This window comes from Shewanella maritima (assembly GCF_004295345.1).
Lineage (GTDB): Bacteria > Pseudomonadota > Gammaproteobacteria > Enterobacterales > Shewanellaceae > Shewanella > Shewanella maritima.
Genome location: NZ_CP036200.1, coordinates 993,698 through 1,020,405 on the forward strand (window position 1 = coordinate 993,698; position 26,708 = coordinate 1,020,405).

The 26,708-nt window shown below is 45.1% G+C and carries 17 protein-coding genes; 6 read left to right on the forward strand and 11 right to left on the reverse strand.

Annotated elements, in window-relative coordinates:
• Positions 1-44 precede the first annotated feature (44 nt).
• The 3 genes from EXU30_RS04215 to EXU30_RS04225 form a co-directional block, all read right to left on the reverse strand.
• Positions 45-1,133: an HNH endonuclease gene (locus EXU30_RS04215; RefSeq protein WP_130597965.1), complete on the reverse strand. Its 1,089-nt coding sequence runs from the start codon at positions 1,131-1,133 to the stop codon at positions 45-47.
• Positions 1,133-1,807, reverse strand: coding sequence for a class I SAM-dependent methyltransferase (locus EXU30_RS04220; protein ID WP_130597966.1), 675 nt, complete (start codon positions 1,805-1,807; stop codon positions 1,133-1,135). Before EXU30_RS04220 ends, EXU30_RS04215 begins: the two co-directional genes overlap by 1 nt.
• 230 nt (positions 1,808-2,037) lie before the next feature.
• Positions 2,038-2,379 carry a zinc ribbon domain-containing protein YjdM gene (locus EXU30_RS04225; protein ID WP_130597967.1) on the reverse strand — a complete coding sequence of 114 codons (342 nt, stop codon included), beginning with the start codon at positions 2,377-2,379 and terminating at the stop codon, positions 2,038-2,040.
• Between the two features lie 471 nt (positions 2,380-2,850).
• Between EXU30_RS04225 and EXU30_RS04230 the strand changes: the two genes are divergently transcribed.
• Positions 2,851-5,511 (forward strand): EAL domain-containing protein, encoded by a 2,661-nt coding sequence (locus tag EXU30_RS04230; RefSeq protein ID WP_130597968.1) that lies wholly within the window; start codon positions 2,851-2,853, stop codon positions 5,509-5,511.
• A gap of 122 nt (positions 5,512-5,633) precedes the next feature.
• On the opposite strand, the gene EXU30_RS04235 is transcribed toward EXU30_RS04230, so the two are convergent.
• Positions 5,634-5,903 carry a TIGR02922 family protein gene (locus EXU30_RS04235; protein WP_130597969.1) on the reverse strand — a complete coding sequence of 90 codons (270 nt, stop codon included), beginning with the start codon at positions 5,901-5,903 and terminating at the stop codon, positions 5,634-5,636.
• 340 nt (positions 5,904-6,243) lie between these two features.
• On the opposite strand from EXU30_RS04235, the gene EXU30_RS04240 reads away from it, so the two are divergent.
• A complete protein-coding gene (locus EXU30_RS04240) occupies positions 6,244-6,966 on the forward strand; it encodes a YebC/PmpR family DNA-binding transcriptional regulator (RefSeq protein WP_130597970.1) in 723 nt (240 codons plus the stop codon).
• A gap of 91 nt (positions 6,967-7,057) precedes the next feature.
• On the opposite strand, the gene hpf is transcribed toward EXU30_RS04240, so the two are convergent.
• The 4 genes from hpf to EXU30_RS20230 all read right to left on the reverse strand — a co-directional run bounded on the left by hpf (position 7,058) and on the right by EXU30_RS20230 (position 15,690).
• Complete coding sequence (gene hpf / locus EXU30_RS04245) at positions 7,058-7,414, reverse strand: ribosome hibernation-promoting factor, HPF/YfiA family (RefSeq protein ID WP_130597971.1); 357 nt, start codon at positions 7,412-7,414, stop codon at positions 7,058-7,060.
• A gap of 543 nt (positions 7,415-7,957) precedes the next feature.
• Positions 7,958-12,298: an alpha-1,6-glucosidase domain-containing protein gene (locus EXU30_RS04250; RefSeq protein WP_130597972.1), complete on the reverse strand. Its 4,341-nt coding sequence runs from the start codon at positions 12,296-12,298 to the stop codon at positions 7,958-7,960.
• A gap of 40 nt (positions 12,299-12,338) precedes the next feature.
• The gene (locus EXU30_RS04255; RefSeq protein ID WP_130597973.1) at positions 12,339-15,305 is read right to left on the reverse strand and encodes a TonB-dependent receptor; all 2,967 of its coding nucleotides are present in this window, start codon (positions 15,303-15,305) and stop codon (positions 12,339-12,341) included.
• Between the two features lie 241 nt (positions 15,306-15,546).
• Entirely contained in the window at positions 15,547-15,690 is a 144-nt protein-coding gene (locus tag EXU30_RS20230) for a hypothetical protein (protein ID WP_165398961.1), read from the reverse strand.
• 40 nt (positions 15,691-15,730) lie between these two features.
• Here EXU30_RS20230 and EXU30_RS04260 point away from each other — a divergent pair, with 40 nt between their 5' ends.
• Complete coding sequence (locus tag EXU30_RS04260; RefSeq protein WP_130597974.1) at positions 15,731-16,168, forward strand: OsmC family protein; 438 nt, start codon at positions 15,731-15,733, stop codon at positions 16,166-16,168.
• Positions 16,169-16,274: 106 nt separating this feature from the next.
• Here EXU30_RS04260 and EXU30_RS04265 read toward each other — a convergent pair whose 3' ends face one another.
• Positions 16,275-19,571 carry a S41 family peptidase gene (locus EXU30_RS04265; protein WP_130597975.1) on the reverse strand — a complete coding sequence of 1,099 codons (3,297 nt, stop codon included), beginning with the start codon at positions 19,569-19,571 and terminating at the stop codon, positions 16,275-16,277.
• A gap of 241 nt (positions 19,572-19,812) precedes the next feature.
• On the reverse strand, positions 19,813-20,523 hold the full coding sequence (locus EXU30_RS04270) for a 16S rRNA pseudouridine(516) synthase (protein ID WP_130597976.1): 711 nt from the start codon (positions 20,521-20,523) through the stop codon (positions 19,813-19,815).
• Between the two features lie 133 nt (positions 20,524-20,656).
• Between EXU30_RS04270 and glnD the strand changes: the two genes are divergently transcribed.
• Entirely contained in the window at positions 20,657-23,338 is a 2,682-nt protein-coding gene (gene glnD, locus EXU30_RS04275) for a [protein-PII] uridylyltransferase (RefSeq protein ID WP_130597977.1), read from the forward strand.
• Positions 23,339-23,496: 158 nt separating this feature from the next.
• Positions 23,497-24,003 carry a YcxB family protein gene (locus EXU30_RS04280; RefSeq protein ID WP_130597978.1) on the forward strand — a complete coding sequence of 169 codons (507 nt, stop codon included), beginning with the start codon at positions 23,497-23,499 and terminating at the stop codon, positions 24,001-24,003.
• A 35-nt stretch (positions 24,004-24,038) separates the two neighbouring features.
• Here EXU30_RS04280 and EXU30_RS04285 read toward each other — a convergent pair whose 3' ends face one another.
• The gene (locus EXU30_RS04285) at positions 24,039-24,422 is read right to left on the reverse strand and encodes an MAPEG family protein (protein ID WP_130597979.1); all 384 of its coding nucleotides are present in this window, start codon (positions 24,420-24,422) and stop codon (positions 24,039-24,041) included.
• Between the two features lie 764 nt (positions 24,423-25,186).
• On the opposite strand from EXU30_RS04285, the gene EXU30_RS04290 reads away from it, so the two are divergent.
• Positions 25,187-26,683, forward strand: a complete 1,497-nt coding sequence (locus EXU30_RS04290) for a hypothetical protein (RefSeq protein ID WP_130597980.1) — start codon at positions 25,187-25,189, stop codon at positions 26,681-26,683.
• The last annotated feature ends 25 nt before the right edge of the window (positions 26,684-26,708 follow it).

The window sequence follows — 26,708 nt, forward strand, 5'->3', positions numbered from 1 at the left end:
GTAAATTCGTGAATATACGTAACTGACATAATTAAAAATCAAAGTTAACTAAGCAGTAACCCGCTATTTCCATGTGATTCAAATTGCTTACCGTGAAGCCATAACGAAGAATTGCTATTGGCAGCCATTTGATACGCCCAAGTGGTAATTGCCTCGCTACGCTCGCTTTCGCATACGAAGTATTTACTCATTTCAGCGTCAATAATGTGTTTGTGCTGGATGATATTTTGTTCAAACCAACGGTCTTTGTGCTGCTCTGCAGCAAGGTAATCTTTCTTGGCATTGTTGCAGCTACTGTGTGCAAGCACAAAGTTATGGGCAAGGTCATTCGGGTAGCGTGCCCAAGGGATAAAGTGGTCAACTTCTCCATTTTCTTTCAGCGGTTTACCACAATAAAAGCAATTGCCATGTTGGATCTCGGTCAAGATGGGTCGCGCCGCTGTGATGGTTTGTCTATCTCGACCGAATAAGAAGTCAGACACATTGCCCAAGCCGCCAATCACAGATTGGTTTGCAGGAATATCACAAACCTTTTGTACCCAATGAGTTCGCGCAAGCGATACCACTAAGTCATAAAAACGCCTAAAACAATAGGCAATACCTGAGTTGAGGCGAATATGTTTAAGCTTTTTGTCATGGGCGTAGTAAAAACACTCTTCTTGCCCAGCTAACAGCTGCAAACGCCACAAAGGACCTTCTTTTAGAGTTCTGCGTGTAGCACTCTTAAGAGAACTCCACTCTGGATGCATTTTTAACTGACTAAATGACCTGACACCTTGGGCGCGAAACTCACTCAAGTTACGGATCAGCGCTGATTGCTTACCAGTATTTTGCATCAAGATAATCGCTTGACTGTCATCAACGCCATACGGCAACGAGTGATACCAGTAAAGCTCAATAAACTTCTCAACAAGAGCATCAATGCTAATGATGTTTGGATCTAAATCTGAACTCGGGTTTTGCTGTAAGTGAGCCGCAAGCTCTGCAGTAATTGGCCTTTCAATACAAATATCCGCAATGGCATGTAGTAAGGCAAACTTGTAGGTTGCGACAAACTCGCCCTCAACTAATAAGCGTTGTAGATAAGCAATAAAATCGACCTGTTGCTGAGCTGTTGCTGGTGTAGTTGGCATCAAGCACCTCGCTGCAATACGACTGTTTGCCATTGCACATGGCTGCGACCTAGCTGGTCTTGATTAAGATCGGTTACAAGCATTGTAGATAATAGATTGTTGTTAGCTAACGCTAGCACCTCGCTGGCTTCAACATGGTGCATAGCGCGGCTTCTAAGCTCTTGCTCAGTTTGCCCATGCCGCAAAGACATTACCAGTAAGCCTTGTGGTTTGAGCAAGCTTGTAAGGCTCGCCATCGCCTCTGCGCGATGTTGTGGTTCAAAATGCATCCACACGGCGCTGAGTAAAATTAGGTCAAATTGCTTATCGAGTGCTTTAATTGCCGTCAGCTTGGGCATTGCATCATCTAACCAATTCACACTTAGCTCTTGGGTGTTAGCTTGCCCTAACCTACGCAGCTCTGCTGCAGGCTCAACTGCCACAAAGTATTGAGATGAGTGAGATTCAGATAAATGAATCTTTGCTTGAGCAGCTAAATAACCAATATCGCGCCCTGAACCAGCGCCAACATCAAGTACTGCGAGCTCATGCTTCGTAAGCTTGTCTGGTGACTTGAACAAGCCAGGCAACAGATGCGCCCAGTCACTATGCACCTGCATAAAAGACTTAGACTGATATTGCTCTGCTAACTCAGCGGCATTCTGGTTATAAAACTGACTACTCGGCGTTGACAACTAAACAAGCCCTATTAGTTAAAATATGTAAGCTAAATAAAAACTTAGCTAAGTTCCTTTACGATACTGCGATTGTCACTATGGGTAAATAGCAAACAAAACAAAAACACCCGCATAATCTCAATTATGCGGGTGTTTCTTAAACTAAACCTCACTAGGAGGTTTAATCATATTCTTAAAGCACTGTTAGTGAGTCTATGCTTGAAACACTTTAAGCGCGTTAAACTAAATCAGTTTTGCTTACGCACAAACTTAGATTTCAGCATCATTTGGCCGTGACCATCTACTTTACAATCAATGTCGTGGTCAGCGTCTACAAAGCGCTTTATAACCGCTTTAGTGCCTACTTTTAGTACCAGTGAAGAACCTTTTACTTTAAGGTCTTTAATTAAGGTTACCTTGTCCTCTTCAGCCAGTAGGTTGCCTACTGCATCTTTTAAAATGATTGCATCTGGGTCTTCAATCACTTCATTTGGGTTCCACTCATGAGCACACTCAGGGCAGATTAGTAGTGAACCGTCTTCATATACATATTCAGACTCACATTTTGGGCATGGTGGGATATTGCTCATGGGTATGTTCTCTTTTACTTGGTACAAAAAATTTAGCCTAATGTTTATGCAAACAACCATAAGCATTAGGCAATAGATAACTAGAATTATACGTAAAACTAGGCAAAGCAGCTATATTGGAGATATGAGCCTACTCACATAATGTGTAGTTTTTCATTCATGACTAGCGCAAGTTATGCGTGCCTTTTAACTTGGTAACAATATGTATCACCAAGATTCATCAAGCAGTTGTTTCTGCTAAGAAATACTGAAAAATATCTTATTCATGCTTTACTATCGTCACGATAAAATGCCAACATGAGCAAGATATGAATATGCTGTACGCTAACCAAGCTAGCATTATAGGCTGAGATACAGCATTAATCTTTTTTAAACACCTAGCACCGATAAAGTCAGGACAAGTTAACTAAGGAAAGGTTGCTTTTGAGTTTATTTAAGCACTACGCCCATAAGTGGAAAAGCAGACTACTAATGTTCGCTTTACTGCTGTGCTTGCTACCAATTCAAACCTGGCTGATTAATCACCTCGCTTCAGATTCACTCGAGCCACACACCTTAACCGTATCCCTGCCCTTACCTGACTCAACTCTTGAGCTCAACGGCATCAGTCAGCCAACAAACATAGATAAAATATTTATCTCAGGTAACTTTTCAGATTGGTATAGCGATGACCCGTTTTATCAAATGCAACAAGTTGATGAAAATCGATGGCAATATCAGCTCGCGTTGCACCCTGGACTGGTTGAATACAAGATGGCTATATACCTAAAAGATAGCCCCGACCCAGTTTGGATAACCGACCCCAGTAACCCAGACACTGCCGAGAACCCTTGGGGCGGTATTAACTCAGTATTAAATGTGCCTGACTGGCCTAAAATTCGCATTACTACCAAGCTATTTACGCTATCTCTGCTCGGCGCGATTTTACTGTTCTTTTGTTTAGAGCCAATTCTGTATTGGCTACTGCATTTAAACATGCCGTTCCATCGCAAGTTGATGTGGGCGAACTTGTTAATTCTTATTTGTGCGCAAGTGGTGTTCTTTGGCTATCAGCTGCATCAAAGCCGCCAACTGATCAAGCTGAGCTTAACTGATGCTGTGCACAATATGCACCTGATGCTCGCCTCTGAAGACATTGACTTTAACCGCCTGCCAGAGCAACGCGCCAAATTAAAGTATGAGATAGATGACTTTTTTACCCGCGCAACCACGCGAATTGACAGCAAACAAAATAGCCTATTTCAAATCACTATTTCAGATTTTGCGGTATTTGATGCCAATGGTGAACTGCTTACGCTGCACCATAGAGATCAAAACCGTGGCATACAGCAAGACCGAGCAGCACGATTAGGGTTCGATAGTACCAAAGACTATTTTACCCAGGGTGTGTGGGCCGAGATTATTCCTATAGCTAAAGCGCAAGCTTTGTCGGGGCAGCTAATCACTGGCAAACGCTCACGATTAATCAATAGCGTAGAAACCGGCCGCACCTTTCAATCTGAATGGGCGTTAGGTTTTAGCCAAATGATCCAGCCGATTGTTATTAGAGGTCAGCTGCAAGGTTTTTACGGCGCATCAATTCAGGTGAAACTGTTCGGCGCTGAGCTACTTAAAATGCTGCTATTCCAGCTTTTATTGCTCTCTGGCGTACTCGCGCTAGCTAGTTGGCTGCTGATCCGCGTGGGTAAGATAGTCACAGAGGATGTACTACTGCTAACAAGCTGGACGCAGAAGATTGTTAAAGGCGATTTGAACGAGCAATTAAAGATTAACAGTCAAGATGAGATCCAGCAGCTGGCCGAAAACTTTGAGCTTATGCGCCAATCTCTCAGCGGCAGTTTTAACCGCATTGAACAGCAAAAATCTAACCTCTATTTTGAGGCTTACTTTAATAACCTAACCGGCTTACCTAACCGTAAAAAGCTCTACAGCGATATGGCCGAGCAAACTCCGCATGCGTTGATGGTGCTAAACATCAATCAGTTTGGGCAAATCAATGACTTTTATAGCCTGGCTACCGGTGATGCTATCTTGCAAGAGGTGGCCAGCCGTTTGGTCGATTATGCTAAAGAGCATCACGCTAATGAGCACCAGGTTTACAAAACCAGTGCAGATGAATTTGCCATTACCATTGCTAACCCAATGGACGAGCAGCAACTGATGACCTTAGCTGAGCGCATTATGGATGAAGTGAGCGAGCATGCTATTGAAATTGATGATAATGAGCTGTACATCAATATGATCGCTGGCGCTGCGCTGTGTGTCGATAACAATTATTCGCGCTTACATCAACAGGCAGACCTAGCAAGGCGTTTTGCCCGCGACCGCCACCAAAGATTTAGGTTATTCACTGAAGACCTGCTAGACCCTAAAGCTTTTGAAGACAACATGCATCAAAGCCGTTTAGTAGCACAGGCGGTGCAAAATGACTTGGTCGTACCGTTTGTGCAAATGATTAAGCCGCTTACAGGCGGCGTACCTAAATTTGAGTGTTTAATGCGTATTCGCCTTGAAGACGGGCATATTCTAACGCCAGCTATGTTTATGCAGACCGCGCTGCGTTCACGCTTGTACCCACATTTGATGCAAAGCATGCTCGAGAAGTCATTCGCATTATTTGCTAATCAACCTTACGATTTTTCGGTTAATGTCACGCTAGATGATATTGCCGACCCTATTCGCTTAAAACAGCTACAGGCACTACTAAGAGCTAACCCAGAAACCTGTAAGCGCCTGACATTTGAGCTGTTAGAGAGTGAGCAAATCACTAACTATGATCTAGTGCGTGACTTTATTAAGCTGGTGAAACCTATGGGCTGCACCATCGCCATTGACGACTTTGGCGCAGGCTATTCGAACTTTGTGCACTTACTGGGCCTAGATATCGACATAGTAAAAATTGATGGCTCGCTTATTCGTAATTTAGATACCGATGCTAAGGCGCAGCAGCTGGTAGAGACTGTGGTGAGTTTTGCTAAGAAGATGGGGATTTTAACTGTTGCTGAGTTTGTCGACTCACAACAGGTACTTGATAAAGTGATTGAGTATCAAATCGACTTTGCCCAAGGTTTTTACCTTGGTAAACCCCAGCCTTGTATTAACTCAGCTAGGCGCTGTCGCTCTAGTAACTAGCCCCAACAAAGATAAATAATCGCTTAACTAAAGCGCATTCATCAGACACAAAAAAATGACACCATTGGGTGTCATTTTTTGGTTAACAGCCTTTCGCAATGGCCTGCAGCGTGAGTGATAAGTTACTCTGCTACAACCTTTTGCGAATATACACGCTCGCCCAATGAGTTCAGAATGCGACACTCACCATCTAGTACCGCAATAATGGATTTATTGACCCTAAAATCATCAGGAATAATCACCCTGCCACTTTGGCTGATATCAAGGTCGTACAGCACAGCATTGTGCATTTCTAAGCCCACTGGCGCTTCATAATACAGCACGGTCACAGTGGCTTTACCAGTGTCATTGGTTGACGAAAGCACTTGTTGTACTACTTGTTCTGAACTCATAAATTGGACTCACTTAAATTTGTCACATGCTTAATGTCATCACCGGTCAATAACCTAGCAGCAATTAAGCTTTATCGGTTGCCATACTAATAGAGTTACCCCTTATTAGCTAGCCTCACTTATCAGTTACTATATTGACTGAAGGCATTGCAGAGCCAAACGTACATGAAACTCTACATGGTGTGAGACACCACAAGTCTATAACAAAAATTGCTAAATCTGGTTGGATATCAGTCGCTTTTTTATGAATAAATTCAGTCATCCGCTAAACAGTCGTGGGGAATCCTGCTAGAATCGGGAAAATTTAAAAAATCCATTATAGATACAAAACGAGATTAAGATGGGCAGAGCATATCAAAACCGTAAAGAATCAATGGCTAAAACAGCCGGTCAAAAAACCCGTTTATATTCGCGCTATGGTAAAGAGATTTACGTTTGCGCTAAGCAAGGTGGTGTTGACCCTGACGGTAACCTAGCATTACGTAGCTTGATTGCTCGCGCAAAGAAAGACCAGGTGCCTGCACACGTTATTGAGCGCGCGATTGAAAAGGCTCGCGGCGGCGGTGGTGAAGATTACGACACCGCACGTTACGAAGGTTTCGGCCCAGGTAACTGTATGGTCATTGTTGACTGCTTAACCGACAACGGTAAGCGTACCTTCACTGAAGTTCGTCAAGCGTTTGTGAAAAACGGCGCTAAGTTAGGCGGCCCAGGTACAGTTGCCCACATGTTCGATCACCAGGCTGTATTCGTGTTTGAAGGTGACGACGATGAAGCAATCTTAGAAATGCTAATGATGGCTGATGTTGACGTAACAGACGTTGAGCTTGAAGACGGTATGATCAGCGTATTTGCGCCAGTACCTGAGTTTAGCAAGGTACGTAACGCGCTAACTGAAGAAATGCCAAACATCGACTTTAAAGTTGAGAATCTATCTTTCGTGCCACAAACCATGGCTGAGATCAGCGGTGAAGACGTAGAGATTTTCGATAAGTTTATCGCTGCACTTGAAGATTGCGACGACGTACAAAACGTTTACCACAACGCTGAGATTAACGACTAGTCTAATACGGCTAAGCCAAAAGCTTAATTAGAAGCTAGATAATAAAAATGCAGCCAATTGGCTGCATTTTTTGTATTCGATTCCTGAAGCTTTAGTTCAGGTTCATTTCTTGTACTTTTTCGTACGCAATTTCAGGGGCTGTTACATCAGGCTTTGCATGCTTGTCTGCTTTAAGTTGGCCTTTACGATGTTTTAGTGCCGCGTCTAGTTTTTTGTTTGCTGCCGCAATAGCTGGCCACATAACAGGATCTGTACCTTTAGCCGCAACGCTCGCACCTTCATAGTTGGTACGAACTTCAACTTCAAACTCACCATGTTCTTTAGTGATGGTGACATCTAGTGAAATAAGAGTGGGGAAATGGCTAGCAATCTTGGCAAATTTTTCGTCTACATGTTGTTTTACAGAATCTGTTACGTCGACGTGGTGTCCTGAAAGATTTATTTTCATAAAGTATCCTTAATTCAGCTTGCCTATTATTTCAATTTCATACATTTACATGCTCGCTTTAATAGACATAAGGGCATGGTTTGCTAAAACAAGAGGCTAATACAAACGGGCTACAACTTTGATAGCTGGATCACATTGCTTAACTTCATCATGTACGAAATGTTCGCTGAGATAAAACAAGATTTACGAGCTTTACATTGTCAGCGATGCGCCTTGTTGGCGCAGTGTAAGCACCTTGCAACGTAAGCGTTGTCAAAGTGCTGTTAAGCTTGAGTATAGCCCTATTCTTCAGGCAAAGGTTGCAACTTTTGGTTTGTTTGCTCAAAAAATGACAAGCTAGTTGATATAAAACAAATTTACTGAGCCTTTTTGTTTAAAACTTAGTCGCTACAACTATAGTCGTAACCCTTAAAGCGCATTTTTTGGGGAGCAAAACAAAGCCCAACTTAGCGTTGGGCTTGGTAGTTTGCGACTTATTTTGTTAACGCTAGCTAGGAGCGCTTAGTAAAACGCTTCAGCAACAGCTTCTAACCTATTAAACAGCTAGTTCAACTCAGTCACCATAAGGCTCGGACTATCAGCAGATGGCCCTGTGATAGTGAAGCGGTATGTTGCAGCATTTGGCACATCAAACTTAATATTTGCGCCTTTTCTTGCCATGGTTTTAGCTTCACCAACTACCACATTTTCATCGCCACCAATCGCGCCAAAGTCCACTGTATCCCAGTCACCGGTCGCAATCTTAAACTCAGTCGCGCCAGCTTCTAGGGCTATGTCGACACTATAAACCGATGAGCCTTGATAACTTAACGCATCAACCTCACCCCAACCGTTCATGCCGCCGCGGATATAAACCGTGTTACCTGCGAACATGTCTGTCTTATTAATGGTTAGCGTAGGCTCGTCGCGATTACTCATGTCAAAGGTAAAGGTGTACATTTCTTCGCTGTCGAACTCGAAGCTTAAGTTGCCACCTTTTACTGCTAACTGTTTTACCTCGCCTAAGCTAACTACACCATCAGCTTCGCCGCTACCATAATCAACCGTGCTCCAGTCAGACGATGCCACTTTAAACTCGTGGGTCGCAACACCAACCATCACCTCAGCCTGATAAATACTGCCGCCCATGTAGACTAACTCATTATCAGTCGACCAGCCGTTCATGCCACCGCGCAGGTACACTGCCGTGCCTACAAATGGCTCCTCGTTGTAAACGGTTAACACTGGGTTATCTTTATCTGATGCATCAAGTGAGAACACATAGGTACCAGCCATGCTCGGCGTAAAGCTTAGGTTTGCACCTTTTGCTGCTAATGCTTCAGCTACGTCTTCGTCCACACCAGCCTCAGCTGCACTTACGCCACCAAAGTCGACGGTGTTCCAGTCTGCTGAAGCAATCTTGAACTCATAAGACTCGGCATTGAGAGCTATCGCTACGCGGTATTCTCCGCTACCGACATATTCAAAGGCATCAACTTCACCCCAACCATTCATGCCACCTCTGACAAACACGGTTGTGCTGCCGTAAGGTACAACATCAGGCGCTCCTGCTGTGGCATCTGCACTTAAGCCGCTGCCTTGAGCCTCGCCCTGAAGTTTTACAAACACAGCTGTCGTGAGTGCCGGTACTGTGAATGTGCCTTCACCTTCTCCCTGGTTAAAGCTTGCATCAGCCATGCGGCTATCAACCGAGCTTGCCAGTGCGCTGTGTAGACTAAAGTCTGCTGCGGTTGAAACAGTGATTGACTGCGACTCGTGCGAGCCATTTACCATCACGACCATAGCATCAACGGCAGGGTCGATATCAACCAGCCCTTCGCCGTCATCAACACTCATGACAATTACGCCTTGAGTTTGGTTTTTGCCAATGTTGTGGAAGCCCACGCGGTCGATAATATCTTGCGCGGTGGTCAGGCGCAGAAGCGGGCTGTCGCGGCGGATAGATAGAAACTCATTGAATACGCCAGAGGCAAACTCAATTTCGCTCATCGACGCCGCAGAGTTAGGGTTACCCGACAACTCGATAATCTGCTCCATTTTAGCGTTGTTATCTTGAGCCAGTGGTAAACCCACATTCCAGTTATTGGTCTCCATAGTGAAGTCGACATAGTTGAACCAATCGCCTGAGTCATAGGTGTTACGGTCAAGTGATTTAGAACGCATCATGTCGCCGCCCATTTGCAAGAATGGAATGCCCTGACTCATTAGCGGAATTGTTGCTGCAATGTTTTGTACGCGCACGCGATCTTCAATCGACAAGGTAATGTCGTTTGAGTACTGCAGAATATCCCACAAGCTTTCGTTATCGTGCTTCGACACATAGTTAATACTATCGGCAGGGTCTTTGGCATAAGCCGTTGGCTGAGTATTCCAGCTGAAGCTACTACCTGTTGCAGTATTACCGTTGAAGTCTTTGAGCACATAGGTGTCGATGTTACCTGCCATAGACAAACGCAAGGTGTCATGATCGCGCAGGTAATCGTCTTTTTGCTCCATGGCAAACAGTGCACCACCACGGACAGCTTCACGGATGCGGTCGTTAAAGGTACCCACTTCTGTACCTGCCATATTGGCTTGTACCGCTTGCTCAAATAGGCGGTTATCCACTACTTCGCCAAAGTTCCAACCTTCACCGTAGAAGTAGTTGTCAGCATCAACAGCTTGTACAGCGTCACGTGCAGCCAAGATGCTACTTTTTGGCATGTGTCCCATGATGTCAAAGCGGAAGCTGTCAAAACCATATTGCTCAGCAAGGATCACCATAGAGTCAGCAACAAACTTATCCATCATCACATGCTCTGTTGCAGTATTATCACAACAGGTTGATGATTCAATTTTGCCGCTGATTTCGTTGTATCTGTGATAATAGCCGGGCACAACTTTATCGAATACTGAGTTATCCCACAGACCTGATGCATTGGTGTGGTTGTAGACAACATCTAGCACCACTCGTAAACCAAGCTCATGCAGCGCTTGGTTCATCGCGCGCAGCTCAACAATACGCGCGGTACCTTCAGCGCTGCTGGCATAGCTGCCCTCTGGTGCAATAAAGTGATGCGGATCGTAACCCCAGTTAAAGCTGTCATAGCCGCGCATGGCATTAACTAGGTTTTGCGCGTCATCAGAGCCTGCAATAAAGCCAGCTAAAACTTCTTCGATAGTGGCGTTTTTATCTTCAGTTTTACAAGCATCAGCGTTGTCATCAATCTTGTCACACAGCTTGCTTAAGGTATCGCTTATATCAACGCGCTCTGCAGCGTCTTCGTTAACACTGGCGATATCATTCACTGGCAACAGATGGAAGTGAGTCACACCACTTTGTGCAAGCTTACGTAAATGCTCAACTGGCGCACTGCCTTCCTCAGTAAAGGCTAAGTACTTACCGCGGTTGGCGGCTGAGGTTGACTCATCACGCGCACTGAAGTCACGCACATGACCTTCATAAATCACCGCATCTTCAACATTGGTGATAGTTGGCACATCGTGACTGTCCCAACCTTCAGGCTTTAAGTCTGCATCAGCAAGGTTCACAAACTGACTATAACGACCATTGGTTGATACATTAAGCGAGTATGGGTCAGTGGTTTCTAGCACTTCAATCTTAGCGCTGACAGGATGATAAACTGTCACTTCATAACGGTAGTATTGACGGTCTAACTCACTGCCGCCCATGTATGACCATATACCCGTAGCGCTGTCTTCGCTCATAGCATGGGTTGCCAGCTCATTTTTAGCCGCGTCATATACTTTTAAGTTTACGCTGTGCGCGGTTGGCGCCCATACTTTAGCGCTGATGTTATCGCCCGAGTAAATCACACCTAGGCTTGCTTCGTTAGCATCCATATCACCCTTGGTGTAAAGATCATCGAGCACTTTCGCCACTTGCACATTGGATGCTGCAGCGGCTTTGCCGTCGGCATCATAGGCAGCCATGACCAGTTGTTGCTTGGCAATGGCTTTGGCTGCGTCCATATCAAGCTGCGCTTGATAAGCTGGCCAATCAGCCAAGTGCGGGACTAAGGCTTTTTGGGCATCGGTAAGCTCTGTAGCCATTACCTCGAACTGCTCTCCGCCAATAGCCGTGCCATCATCATTTAACACAGCTTCAGCCGTGCTTGAGTGATGCACTAAGAACTTAGCGATGCCATCAGGGGCAGCGTTCCAAATAAAGGTATTTTGGTCTAACCAATGGGCGCTAGCACCTTCGATTGCAAAGCCCACTTCTAACAATGGGAAGTCGTATACATCCCCTTGCCCATGGATAGTAAAGTTAGCGCGATCAAATAGTGCCTCTGGCGCAGATTGGTCATCATAAGGTTTTAGGTTCATCTTAAGGTCGGCATCACCCAATGCCTTGCCCGAACCTTCAGTACCGATGTGAACAATAAAATTGGCACATTCACTGTGGCCTTCTTTTAAGTCCAAAATCCAGTAGGCACCATAGTTAGGGTCGATACCATCATAAGAGTGACCATTGGCCCAGTCGGTAGAATCAAACGGCGGCGCGTAAGCGTCACACGCATCGTTATTCCAGGTATGGAGCTTGTAGCCTGGATAGTTTGGGTTGCTATCAGAGTTATCCTTATCTTTAATGCGGTTGTAATACAGCACCGCCTGATTCGGGCCAGCAAGAGCGACTGGCTCTGGTAACTCAGGGTTATAACCGACAATACATGATTCATTTTTAGCATCTGGGAATTGCGGCGCTGGGCAGCTGAGCGGCGGCGGTGGCACACACTCTGTTCCTGCAGCATTTGGCACATTTGGCACATCACAGGTCAGTAGCACTTCACCTGGCTCTGAACTGTCGCTGCCACAAGCAGAGAGCATTAGCGCGCTAGCTGCCAATAGCGGTAATTTTAGCGGTTGATAAAAGCGACTCATGGTAGCTTTCTCCCTCGTTATTGTTATTTTTTGTGGGTTTTTACATGACATAGTTCACCCCCAGATAAAATTCGCGGCCAAAGTATTGAATGGTGCCGGTTTTAGACTCTGTGCCGAAGTAACTCTTTGTTGGCTCGTCGGTTAAGTTATTCACCTGGAACAACACACCTAAGCCTTCAGTGACTTGATATGACGCTTGATAATCCACAACGGTTTCGGCATCGAAGTTGACCACTTGCTCGTTGATTGCCACCTGCTCAGAAACAAAGTCAGAGCGGTAACGTGCACTAATGCGAGTTTCAAAGCCTTCGTACTCATAGAACAAGGTCGCATTAGCAACGTGATCAGATAAGCCATCAAGCGATTGCTTAACGCTATCGCCACCAAGGCTAGTGATAGATTCAACTTCTGATTGGGTATATGAGTAGCTACCGCTAAAGCCTAAGCCTGAGAATGCATCAGGTAAGAAAGTGAAGATTTGCGTATACGCTAGCTCTAGGCCACGAATGTAACCACCATCAGCATTGTTTACCGCCGTTGTGTAGGTGCCATTAGTGGTTTTGATTTGCTCACCGCTGTCTTCGTCAATGATGTAGTCAGGTACGTTGAAGCCGTTACCTTTGAAGTCATAGCCCTCAATGGCGAAAGTATCGATAAATGAGTCAATATCCTTATAGAAAAGTGCTGCAACAAACGCGCCCTCTTCAAAATAACGCTCATACGATAAGTCATACTGAGTCGCATAAAACGGAATTAAGAATGGGTTATTTGTACTTGAGCCGTTAATCTCACCATCGTCATTAACCGTGGCGCTAATGTCACCTGCTAGGCGGTTAATTGGTGGGCGCGACATGACCTTCGCTGCCGCAAAACGAATTTGCGAGTTATCGGTAATGCCAAAATTTAAGTTAATTGATGGTAGGTAATCGGTATAGGTTAAGCCTTGCACCGTTGGCGCGTAGTTTTGGTTAATAATGCCGATTTCATCGGTTATGTTTTGCGCACCTAACTCAGGATCACCTTCAACATTTTGCAGCATGGTTGCGGACTGGTCGGTATGCACCACGCGCACACCGAAGTTACCGGTGACAGGAATATCACCTAACTCCATGTTGATGTTAGCCATCACATAACCCGAAGTGACCTTTTCAAACACATCACCACTTTGCAGCACAGACCAAGAGTAGTTAGTGGTGTAGCCTTTAGGGTCTATCACACCACCAGCATTACCCCAGGTTTGTACAGGTTGTGGTATGCCGCTCGGGAACCAGGCATTTAAGGCGCTGTTTAAATCGATAGCAAGGTAAGATGGGAAGTAGCTGAAATCACCCTCCCAATTCACAACAGTTGCCATGTCTGAAGTGAGCTGTAATGGCGGCTCTGATTTTGAAAACGCGCCGTCATTACCATATTCAAATACTGAGCGATCGTTTGAATAAGTGCGATCAGAGTAGCGGGCACCAAACTCAATACTTGAGATGTATTCGTTGTCTAAGGTGTATTCAAAATCAACGCGGTAAGCTTTAAGTTCATCTTCATTTTCAAATGGGTAGATACCGTATTTACTCACCATCACCCGGTCGATATCGGTAAAGGCATCAGCTTGATTAAAACCAACATCAGGTAAATCTAACCCATTCAGCAAATAGCTAATTGACACGTTTTCATCAAACAGTGGTGTGTCTGCGGTTGCATCCACCGCAACGTTAGACCATAACAAACCGTTGCGAAAATCGCTTTTAGCCGAAGATAACGACACGTCGACATTGACGTTTAGATTGTCTGTGACTTGCCAGTCGGCATTGATGCCATAGTTGTCGACTTCATCGAAGTCCTGATTATCGTCATTCACTAACTCAACGCGGGTAAAGCTTTTAGAAGTACGGTTGAACGTGCCACCAATCACTGAATTACCATCAAGCACAGGGTTGGCAACTGATGCACCCTGCCCGCCCAGCTTAACCCTAAAGCCACGTGCAAAGGCTTCACTGTCAAAACGTGAGATAAAGGCATCGGCTTTTAAGGTGAAATTATCTACTGGCGCCCATTCAATCGCGCCCATGTAACCGTTACGCCTCTCAACGCCGCCTAAATGCTGCAGCTCGAAACCTTCACTGATGTATTCACACTCAGGACAATCTTCAGTGCCGTCCATGTCACCTACGATACCGTCAACGTCTTTGACATCGTTGTAAGCCAAACCAATAAACTGAGTAGCTACGCTAGGCTGATCTAGACGTGCATAACCCACTGCCACGCCTAAGGTGTCTTCAAGGTACTTACCTTGATAAGAAAAACTGACCCTGTGACCATATTCCTCTGCGCCATAAACCTCGCTCGCACGGTCGTTGTACATGCCGCGAACATTGGCAACAAAGTTATGAGTGTCAGTTTTACTCAGCGGGCTAACTGTTGCTAGCTCAACCGTACCCGCAACACCGCCTTCAATTAGCGATGCTTTTGGTGACTTATACACCGCTGCTGAAGTAATTAGCTCAGATGGATATTGGTCAAACTCAATACTACGTGAGCCACTGGTTGATACCTGCTCACGACCATTCAAGGTTGAAAAAACAAAACCACCAGACATACCGCGAATATTGATTTCGGCAGCCTGACCACCAGTACGCACCGCACTGATCCCCGGCAGACGCGTCAGTGCATCGGCCATAGACACATCAGGCAGCGAGCCTAAATCATCGGCAGATAACTGTTCAGAAACGGTATCACCAAAGCGTTTTGCATTAATCGAATCAATCAAGCTGCGGCTATAACCACGAACACTGATGCGCTCAATATCGCCCGCTTCTTCTGCGGCAGCATCGCTTGAGTTGGTGTTACTTGTAGTCGTTGAAGCTGCATTTTGCGCAGCGGTGGCTGAAACTTCTATTTCGGTTTCAGCATTATTGGTGGTTTGTTCTGCAGCTAGAGCAGTACTGGGTATGAACATCATTTTCATACCAGCAGCCATAGCCACAGTCAAAAGACTGGGCTTGAACTTGAGCATCGGCTTCCCCTTGAACCATATTGGTTTTTTAGTCACCCAATACTCAGTCATACAACTCATCCTAAAAGAGTGTATGGGCAGTTTTTTATCTCGATATACTAGGCATCGTCAGGATTTTCTAACAAGCTAATGCATACGTATTCATTACAACTTTGTAACAATCATAGGTGGGTGATATATGAGTTAAATCGGTTAAAATCCAATGAAGTCAATCGATTAGCCAATAATACTTTTGGGTAGGTTAGATTGGCGTTTTTTTACTGGCTAACCAAAGGTGTGAAGAAGTTATGCCACTTTCGGGTATATCTGATGTCATATTTTCATAAGTTCTGTGACCAAACAGGCTTACATACTGGCTAAATTTTCTTGTAAACTCTGGATTCATTTTTCCACTCCCTGCCAGTATTGGCACCTTGGAGCAAGTAATGGCATTTAATTTAACTGTTAACTGGCAAACATCGCCAGCAGACGAAGGTGAGTTCAATCGCGACCATCAAATTGAGTTTGGCAGTGGTCAGGTTATTCAGGCCTCATCAGCCCCTGAGTACAAGGGCAGCGAAGACAAGATTAATCCAGAAGAGAACTTATTAGCGGCGTTATCTTCTTGCCACATGCTAACCTTCTTAGCCATTGCCCACTTAAAGCGCTTACCAGTTGCCAGCTATGTCGATAACGCCAAAGCTGAACTGGGTAAAAACGCCAGCGGCAAGATTGCTGTCACTAAAATGAGTTTGTTTCCAGAAGTGGTATTCGCCGATGGTGTTGAAGTCAGCCCTGAAGTGATTGATAAAATTCATCAAAAAGCCCACGCAAACTGCTTTATTGCAAATTCTCTCGCCTGTGAAGTTGAGATTAACTACTAGCTTGTTAGCTAATCTCTCACGAAGCTAGCTAGACACTAAAAAGCCCACCTAAAATAATTTAGGTGGGCTTTTGTTTGTAAGCGGTTTAGCTAGCTAATATGCAGGCTTACTGTTTAATTAGCTTAACATCTGCCGCAGGGCCGTTTACTGGCATAGGTTTGGCTTCAAACGGCAAGATTGGCTGCTTTTGCACTTCATCTTTAAGGTATTGAATTGCCGCATCAAGCTGCGCATCGCCGCCTTGGTATGTCGCATAAGGCAGGTTATCGACTTCAATGTCAGGCTCAACACCATGACCTTCAACTACCCAAGTGCCATCAAGCGAGTATTGTGGGTACTCAGCGACACGCGCCATACCATTATCAGTTACTGCATTACGGCCTGATAACCACACACCTGCACCCGCAGTTTGCTTACCAATCAATGGTGCTAAACCCAGTGATTTAATACCTGCCGAGAAGGTCTCGCCATCTGAATAGGTCATTTGGTCGGTTAACACGACCAGGTGCCCTCGGAAGGTTTGCTGCATGTTGCCCCAGCTACTGCCACGAGTTGGCTGCCAAAACATCCAGCTACGGCGCAATAACTTCTCGATAATCCAGCTATCAATGTTACCGCCGCGGTTACGGCGAACATCGATAATCAAACCCGGCTTGTCATAGTGAGTGTAAAACTCACGAGCAAAGCTCTCGATGTCGTTAGACACCATGGAATAAAGATGCAAGTAGCCAAACTCACCTTTGGATTCCTCAGTCACTTTTTCAGCATTTTGGAATACCCAATCGTGATAACGCATATATAAATCATCGCGCGATGAATACGGCTCAACTACAGTTTGATGCTCACTGCGACCACGTTTAAGGGTTAACAGCACTTGCTTACCAACTTGATTGCTTAGCATCTTAGTCAGCTCGGCAATGTTCGCTACGCTTAGGCCATTCATTGCGGTGATCACGTCACCATTTTGAACATCAACACCTACGCGGGCTAAAGGCGCGGCATGACTTGGCTGCTCAGGATCGGTTTGGTAAATATGCTCAACCTTTACACCACCTTTAACATTGGCAAATTTCGCCCCTAGCGCTGCAGCTTGTGGGCGATTAGGATCTTTAGCGATATCACCACCGCGCACTTGCGAGTGCAATGAATCAAGCTCGCCCATCATTTGCTCAAAGATGTCATTAAGCTCGTTACGATCGGTCAATCTATCGAGTAACGGCTGATATTTTTGCTTGGTCTTAGCCCAGTCCAGACCACGCATATTAGCGTCATAGAAAGAGTCGCGATGCATTAACCAAGCATCTTCAAACATTTGTCGCCACTCAAGTTTTGGCGAAATGCTTAGCTGCCAATCGCTAACATTCACTTTAGCATCTGCAGTGTCGCCCGGCAGTTTATCACCAGCATCAACAATCAGAATATCACTTGGGTTAGATGCACGGGTCAGCATTAATTTGTCAGCGTCATTCGACAATTGGTAGTCGGCCACATCTTCACTGAAGGTTTCTGCTTTCACCCCGCGATTGCTGAACTTAACCACTAACAGATTGGCTGATTCAGCCTGATGTTCTAGCAGGTAAAGCTTACCCTTGGCAGCGCTAAGGCTTGAGTAGTTACCGGCATCGACAGGTACTTGCCATAAGCGGGTGTTGATGTCGTTCCAATCAACTTTAACCTTGGCTTGCTTGTCATCTTTATCATCTTTCTTTTCTGCGTTAGCTTTTGTTAGCTCAGTGGCTTTAGCAAACGGGAACTTAGCTTTTGGATCGAGGGCAATAGCAAACACTTGGGTGCGCTTATCGAACATTGGCCCCATGTTTCTGTCACCCCAAGGGGATGTTGGATTAGCATTAAACTCGCGGTTAGATAAGAAGTACAGCCATTGACCGTCCTGGCTAAAGCTCGGCGAGAAGGATTCATATTTATCTGTGGTTAATGGCACTTCTTTGTTATCAGATATAGAGTACAACACCACTTGCGAGCGCTGTTTGCCCACTTCTGATTTGGTCAGTGCTAAATAGCGATTATCGTGCGACCAAACAATATCTTGGTATTCGCCAAGACCTTCACCGTTAGTGATGATCTTCTTGTTTTTGTTGTCACTTAAATCAAGCAACCACACGTTACCCTGGTAATCTTCATGAGCAATAAGCTTTCCATTTGGCGACAGGTGTAGCCCGGTGCGTAAGGTGTTGCCATCTTTGGTTAATTGTTTGGCATCGCTGCTACCATCTGCCGCAAAGCGCCAAATTTCTTGCTCGCCCGAGGCATCGCTAATGGCATAAACATAGTCACCGTTTTTCGATAACACACCATTACGCAAACGGCTATCTTGCGGCGCACTCACTTGAACTAAGCGGCCTGACTCGTTACTGGTTATGGCGATGTGGCTGCGGGCAGTAATGGCTACTTTATCGCCCTCTCCTGCAAAGTTGATTGAAGTGGCGTAATCCATTGGGTTATTGACCCACTTGGCGCGGCGATCGCTAAAATCAGAGGTTAAGCCGATATCTAGATTGATTAACTGCTGAGAGGCTAGGTCGAATAATTTGATGTCGGCGCCTTGTTGGAATACTACGCGACCATTATTTAGCTGGGCATCACGTACTTGCCAGTCTGCAAATTGAGTGTGCTGCTTAAAGTCGCCACCGCGCTGACTCATCGACCAGATGTTGTCATTACCTGAGGCGTCAGAGATAAAGTAAACCCTTTCATTCCAGTACATTGGTTGACGCACAGTACCGATATGCTCGCCAGTTAGCTTTTCAGCCTCTTGTTTGCTGCCAAGCTTAAAGCGCCAAATATCACCTTTAGCGCCGCCGCGATACACCTTGGCATTGTCGGTACTTAATTGCAGGCCGAATTGAGTGAAATAAATGTACTCGCCTTTATCGTCAAGGCTGCCTTCAACGGCGTCAGCTAACGGGATATCAGTAACGGTTAAATCGGATGGGTCGACAATTTTAAGCGCCCATGAATTAGCTGGGGTAAAAGCATGGTCAGTTGCATATAATAGCTTGCCGTCTGCGGTCCAACCTTGCACTGTGACTCGGCTATTCTCAAACGTAACTCGCTTGGCAACGCCGCCAGCAATAGGCATCACATAAGCTTCTTTTACGCCGTCATAATCTGCGGTGTAAGCCACCCATTGGCCATCATGGGAAATACTGGCATCTATTTCTTCAGTGACTTGAGTGGTTAAGCGTGTGGCAGATTGTGCGTTAATGCTTGCCTTCCACAAATCACCTTCGGCGGTAAAGACTACAGTCGTGTCATGCAGTGCTGGCGCACGGTAGTAGCCTTTTTGACTATTCTCTGCAGCGACAGCCTCTACCGCAACAGCTGCGCTTGATAATGTGCCGAGTGCGAGCAAGCAACTCAAAACAGATTGGCGTAGTTTCATTGTTATATGCCTTTGAAAGGGTTACTAAAGTGCCCTCACGTTAGCAAAGATTCGCCTGAGTGTCAGGCAGACATTGTTTCAAGAAGTAACGGGGCTAATACTAGACTCAGAGAATATGTAAAAGCTGGATTACACCGCTTAAGACGAATGGCTTTGCTGCCCTTGAGACTTGCGTCAATGAGGCTTGCTTCAATGAGGCGCATGAGTGGCAGCCATAACATCGCACAACCCCTTAAAGCTATTAACGCTTAACCGAGTCAACCTCGGCCTGGGTTAGCTCGCGATACTCACCTAGCGGCAAATCTGCCAGTTTTATTTCGCCAATAGCAGTGCGATGCAGCGCGACCACAGGGTTACGAAAGCGGCCAAACATGCGCTTAATTTGATGATACTTACCTTCATGCAGTGTCACTTTAGCTTGATAATCTGACACTATCTCAAGCTCAGCGGGCTTGGTGGTAATGTCTTCATAGCCGAAATACATGCCATCTAAAAAGGGCTGAATATAGCTAGCATCAATTGGATTACCTAAGGTGACCAGATACTCTTTGGCGACTTTGCGCTCGGGCGCCATTAATGCATCTGACCATTTGGCATCATTGGTTATGATAAGTGCGCCAGTAGAGTTCAGGTCGAGCCGACCTGCGATATGTAGCATTGCTTGTTCACTTTGTTGTAGCGCCAGTAAACTAAGCGCGGTGGGGTGAATATCATCTGTAGTCGCGCTCACCACACCAACGGGTTTATGCAGTAAATAGTAGCGCCGGGTAAATTGTTGCAACACCTCACTAGCACACACGATATGACTAAACTCATCGATTTGCTGATCAAGCCCAGTGGCTAATTCACCATCAACCCATAATTGTTTTTCAATCAGCAGATTACGCACCGCTTTTTTTGAGACTTGCAGCTTTTTGGCGACAAAACTATCGAGTCTGCCTCGCTTAGCCATTCACTGAATCCTCAACCATACGTATGCAAAACTCATCTAAGTTATACATTTTAGGTTGTAAACAAATTGTAAATCTATGCATAATTATTCAAGTCAAAGTGTTTGCAGAAAAATTGGGGTTGATACAACAGATATGTTTTCGTTACCAGAAGCCGCTCAGCTACGCGCAGATATGACCATCAGCGAGCTAAAACATGCGATAAAAGCACTCGATGAGCAGCTTCATGCGTGCATTTTAGATTATTCAATTAACGAAACGCTACTAAAACGCGCCGAGTTTTTTGACCAGCTACTTACATTGCTTTGGCAGCAACAAGGTTTTGATTCAAACAACCTATCGCTCAATGCTGTCGGCGGGTATGGCCGCAAAACACTGCACCCTTATTCAGACATCGATATCTGCATCATCCATAGCAATGCGTTAACTGCAGAAGACGGCGACAAAGCCGGCGCATTTCTTACCGCGTTATGGGACTTAAATCTGGACCTAGGTCATGGCGTTCGTTCACTAAATGATACCTTCAGCGCCTGTAAAAATGACATCACCATTGCGACCAGCCATTTAGAAATCCGCCATATTTGCGGCAATAGCGATCACGAGCAACAAGTGCTACAAGCCATGTATGCCGACAAGCTTTGGAGCAGCCAAAGTTTCTTTTCAGCAAAAAAGCAAGAACAGCAATTGCGCCACCAAAAAGCGGGTGGCACAGCTTATAGCATTGAACCCAACCTTAAAAATAGTCCTGGCGGCATTCGTGATATTCAAACTCTGACCTGGATTTCACGCAAACACTTCAACGCCGCCGATATGCATGGTGTGCGTAGTCAGGGCTTTTTCAGTAATGACGAATACGCCGAATTAATTGAGTGTCAGAACATTTTATTTAGAGTGCGCTTTGCTTTGCATCAAGTTGCTGGGCGTAGTGAAAACCGGTTATTACTGCAATATCAGGCTGATGTCGCCAAAATGATGGGCTTTGGTGAAGGCTCATCCTTAGGTGAAGGCGGCAATATCGCCATTGAAAAAATGATGCGCCAGCTATTTAGAGTGATGAAGCGCATCCGCGAGCTTAATCAGCTGCTTATGGCATATTTTGAGCGCGCGATTTTGCCAAAAAACCATACTGAACCACAGGTGCTCAACGAGCAATTCGAGATAGTCGACAATCATATTCACGTGCGCCATGACGATGTATTTATTGACCGCACGCAAATTCTGGCTTTGTTTGAACTTATTGCTGAGCACCATGAACAAATTGTTGGTATTACCCCTGAAACTCTGCGATTACTTAGGCAGGTTCGCCGCCGCTTAATGGCCGATTTGCAAGACTTTCAGGCATGCCGTGAAAAATTTGTCGCCATATTTAACAATCATCGCGGCCTAGGTTTAGCGCTCACCTTAATGCATCAACACGGTATTTTGTCGTCCTATTTACCTCAATGGCGACAAATTGTGGGCCAAATGCAGTTTGACCTTTTCCACGCCTACACGGTCGATGAACACACCCACAAAGTGGTGCAAAACGTACTTAAATATGCGCACACCAAACAAGATGGTGCGGTTGATTCAGCTACACGCCTAGCAAGTGAGATTTATCAAAAGATGTCGAACAAATCGAGCTTGTTGTTTGGTGCCTTATTTCACGACCTGGCCAAAGGTCGCGGCGGCGATCACAGCGAATTAGGCGCTGTTGATGCGCTGCACTTTGCCCGTTATCACGGATTAAAACAATCGCAGCAGCAGTTGGTCAGCTGGCTTGTTGAGCAGCACTTGTTAATGTCGGTTACCTCTCAGCGCATGGATATTTACGACCCTGACGTGGTGCAGCGTTTTGCTAAACAAGTCGGTACCCAAACACGGCTGGATGCGCTTTACTGCCTGACGATTGCCGATATTCAGGCCACTAATGTCGATTTATGGAATGACTGGAAAGCAGCGTTAATTCGCGACTTGTATTTCGCCACTCGCAATGTACTGAGAAGCGGCGGCGAAAATGTATTGCAACTGCGCACCATTGTCAGAGAGCATAAGCAAGAAGCCCTTGGTTTAATGCAGCTAGACGATAATGGCGCACAGGCCGTCAAAGAAGTTTGGAAGCAATTACCTATTTCGTTTTTCAGCCATGCCGAAGCAGACGACATCGCCCGTTATTCCAAAGCATTAGTCGCTCACAAAGCCACGTTGCCAAATGCCGATAACCCGTTTGACACCTTGATTGTCATCGATGACACAGTGGTTAAGGGCTGCAGCGATGTGTTTGTGTACACTCAAGATAGAGCAGGTTTATTTGTTAAGTTATTCAAAACCTTATCGGCATTGAAGATATCGGTGAAACAAGCGCAGATCTCGCGCACGAAAGATGGTTATGTGGTTGAGTCATTCAAAATTCTCGACTTTGATGAAAAGCCAATCGACAGTCAGTCTCGCCGCGAGCTAATTATCAACAAGCTTAAAAGCGTGCTCGACAATAACGCCAAACCGCCTAAGCAACGTTTATCACGCCAACATCAAAGTTTCGATAACCAGCCAAACGTTGAGTTCCTGTATTCGCGCCACTCAACCCGCAGCCTGATAAGCGTATCTGCACTCGACACTCACGAGTTTATGGATAAAGTCGCCAGCGCCTTTAGAGAATTAGACCTGAATATTCACTCAGCGACCATTAGTAGCGTGGGTGAGCGCGCAGATAACGTGTTTTTGGTGTCCAACAACCAAGGGCAGCAGCTTGACCAGAGAGAGCAACAGGCATTATCTAACTTGCTGATTAATAGAATTAATGATGAGCAGGCAGCTGTAGGCGAATTTGAAATTTAATCTTGGACTGTGCTAGTTCTGCACTTTTCCGTGCTTGGGCTGCGCCTATGCTGTTACAAAACTGTACCAGAGGTGAGTTAAGCTTAGGGCAAATTTTGCCCGTGCTCTTGGATATGCGACAATACGCCTCAGTCGCCATAGATTGATAGAGAGCCACAGTGAGCCAAGCACATTTCCAAGCCCGCTACACCCTAGATAAAACCTATTTTGCCGAATGCTATGACCAAACCGCGAGTATACCGACTGGCAAAAAGCCGTTTTATAAAGCCATAGGCTTTGCAATTGCAGGCTTATTACTGATCACAGTATTCGCCAGCCTCGCCAGTGATGAGTTAGTACAAAACACCTATTACCTGGGTTACTTCTTTATCGGTCTAGCGGTGGTTGAGGTGTTTAGCATCAAGTTTAAACGTACCTGGTGGCTGTGGCGTCAAATGATGAGTAAAGCAGCTGGCAACCCGTTAACCCTTACCATTGATGAACAAGGCATTCATAGCTATTCAGATTTTATTAACCACAAACTCAGCTGGCAACAAATCACCAGCCACACTGAGTCTGAAGTCGGTTTTACCTTACAAGTTGACCAGCAAAAACAATATCTTTCTAAACGTGAACTCAGTGAAGCATGTATTGAATTTGTCCGTGAACAGCTAGCTAAAGTCTAAAGCTTGCAACAAGCTACTATTTTTTACAAGACTCGCTAAAACGCCTGACAAAAAATCCCAATTGCGCTGCCAATGGCTACAAACCATGATAGGGAGCGCAATGTCCCTTTCCCTGCCAAATAGAAAATGTGATACACACAGCGAGCCACAATGTGAACAACTGCCAGCGTTGCTGCAGTGTCATTAACTTTGTCGGTCGCGAGCACAACCAAACAGGCAATGGCAAACAGAATTAGCGATTCAAACGCATTCTTGTGTGCAGCTAATGCTCTTGCGCCAAACCCAGTTAACTTTGCCTGCTGTAATCTTGGGTGCTCATTATCATAACCTTGTAAATCAGCCATGGCTTTGGCAACCGGCGCTTTAGCCAGGTAAGGCAGTATCATCGCAATTAGCAGGCAAACCAGTATTGTTGTCATCACATTTCCTTATTTTTGTGTATTCAATCAGCTTCGCAGGGTGTTAACACCTAGCAAGCTAGGGTTCTTAGGGCAAGCGCATGAGTGATTAATCATCTGCCATGTACTAAGGATTAACGAACTTTGATTGCGCAAGACGCCGTTAAATCATCCCTGATGGCTCCGCTTTAGCATCCCTGCTAAAGAGGCTTGCTTACTCAAAGCTCATTAATCTCATAAAAAAACGCGCGAAATGTTCATGTTCTCGCCCAGCTAGGCTACTAAGGTATTCACCTGCTAAACGCTCGCATAGCAGAAACCTACTGCTTTAGTATGATTTTTTATATCCAATAATTAGTAGTGCTAGTAGCAAGCTAAACCAAAGTCATCAAATCGGACTATCTACATCTTAAACTTGTGTTTTAAATACGCCTGCAAAGTCAGGCAGGATACAAAATATTAACATCAAGCTTGTTACAATTGAGCCGAGTCACTCTTCCATGTATACGCGAATATACTCTCTAGTGATTAATTTCAAACAGTAAAATACAAATATCCTTCGCAATTATTGTAAACGACCTTTGACACTGTTGTTAAATCTTTGTTAACTTAAAGCTTGAGCTCAATAGCTCCTAAAAACAATACTAAAGTATGGATGCGCTGGCTTTAATGACCTAAGTAACATCAGCATTTTGTCTGTTGTACTAACAAATATGTATGACTAAAGCTCAAAATTAACTGTTACTCGCCTGCGTCCAAAAACAATAATAAGGATGCGCCCGACAATGAAAAAACTGCTAGCGGCAACTGTGCTACTTTTCAGTCTGCCTGTATCTGCAAAATCACTTCCGCCAATTCTTGAGTATTTACCAAGCTGTTCCCCGAATGTTATTGATGGTATTTATGTTGAGAAACAACTTGCGGATATTCCTAAGAACAAATTGATTGAAAGCAGTTTTCATCAGGTGCGGACTATCGCCAAAGATAAACGCGTTGATGCAGTCATTATTACCAACCTAATTCAAACCAATAAGCTGATCATCACGGCAGATCTGATTGACTATTGTGATGAAGACCGCAGCTTGTCGGGGATTCGCACCGCATATAATCAACTAAGCCGCAGACCGATTACCTTTGAGCGCACCAATCCAAGCTCAATTAGCACGCCAAAGAAAAAGTCGCCTGCCAGTATTTCAATTCCTGAAACCCGTGTAGCCCAAGCTCAAACTTCGCCGCAGCCTAAAGCTAAGCCTGCGCCAAAGCCTGCAGCTCGCGCATCTAGCACCCCTAGATATACAGGCGTAAGGAACTTTAAGTCAGAGCTTTTGAGCGAATTGGAGTTAGCTAAGATAGCCGCTAAAGCTGACCGTAATTCAGGCTCAAACGTGACACTATCTGGCGCTTATGGCGTCAACATTAACAACTCAGCCAAATACGTTCGTAACCTACTAGGACCTGCTAGCGCAGAGTTCACCCTTGGCCGAGATACTAAAGCTTGGTTATATGGCCGCGACTTATGGGTGATTTTTGAAAACGATAAAGTGCAAAAAGTCACTTACCGCGAACGCTCACTGTTGAACTACACTGGCCGTAATATCATCTTGTACGATCAAGACTTTGATAATAACTGGCTAATCGATGACAAAGCAGGCTTTAGGGACGATGTTCCTAACGTGCGCCGCAAGCTGAACTATCTAAAACAGCAGTCTAAAACCGAGTTCACTGTATCGAACCAAAAGAACTTGCTGAAACTCGACTTTGCTGAGTTCTCGTCATACAACACTACCGAGCCAGAGGTGCTACTAAGTGGCTTTACCTTCCACTCGCGCGACTACTACCAAGATATAGGTGACATCATTTACTCGCAAATTGATGAAACTTTGCTTGATGATTTGCTATTGCCTAACTTTAATGCGCCTGATTTAAAGTTAGAAGATATTGTCGTTAGCTACGTACCTAATATCATTAACTACTCTCAAGACGGCAGCTGGGAGGTGCTATCTAAGTACCTACAAGTGAAACATGACGACCATGAGATCACTCAAGTCAGACTCACAGAGAGTATTAACTACCCTGTTGAAACTGATCAGGACTTTATGAACTTCTTAAGACAAGCCAATATTCCGGCAACGAAAGAAGAGATGATGAGACAGTATCCAACCAATGCAGAAGTATGGGCTGAAAACTTGATGGTTACCCATGACGACTACGAGGTTAGAGCGGAATTCGCCTCAGATGATGATGACGCTATGCTGATTTCTCTAGAGGTGATTTACCTATAACACTCACCGCGCTCCAGCTTAGCCA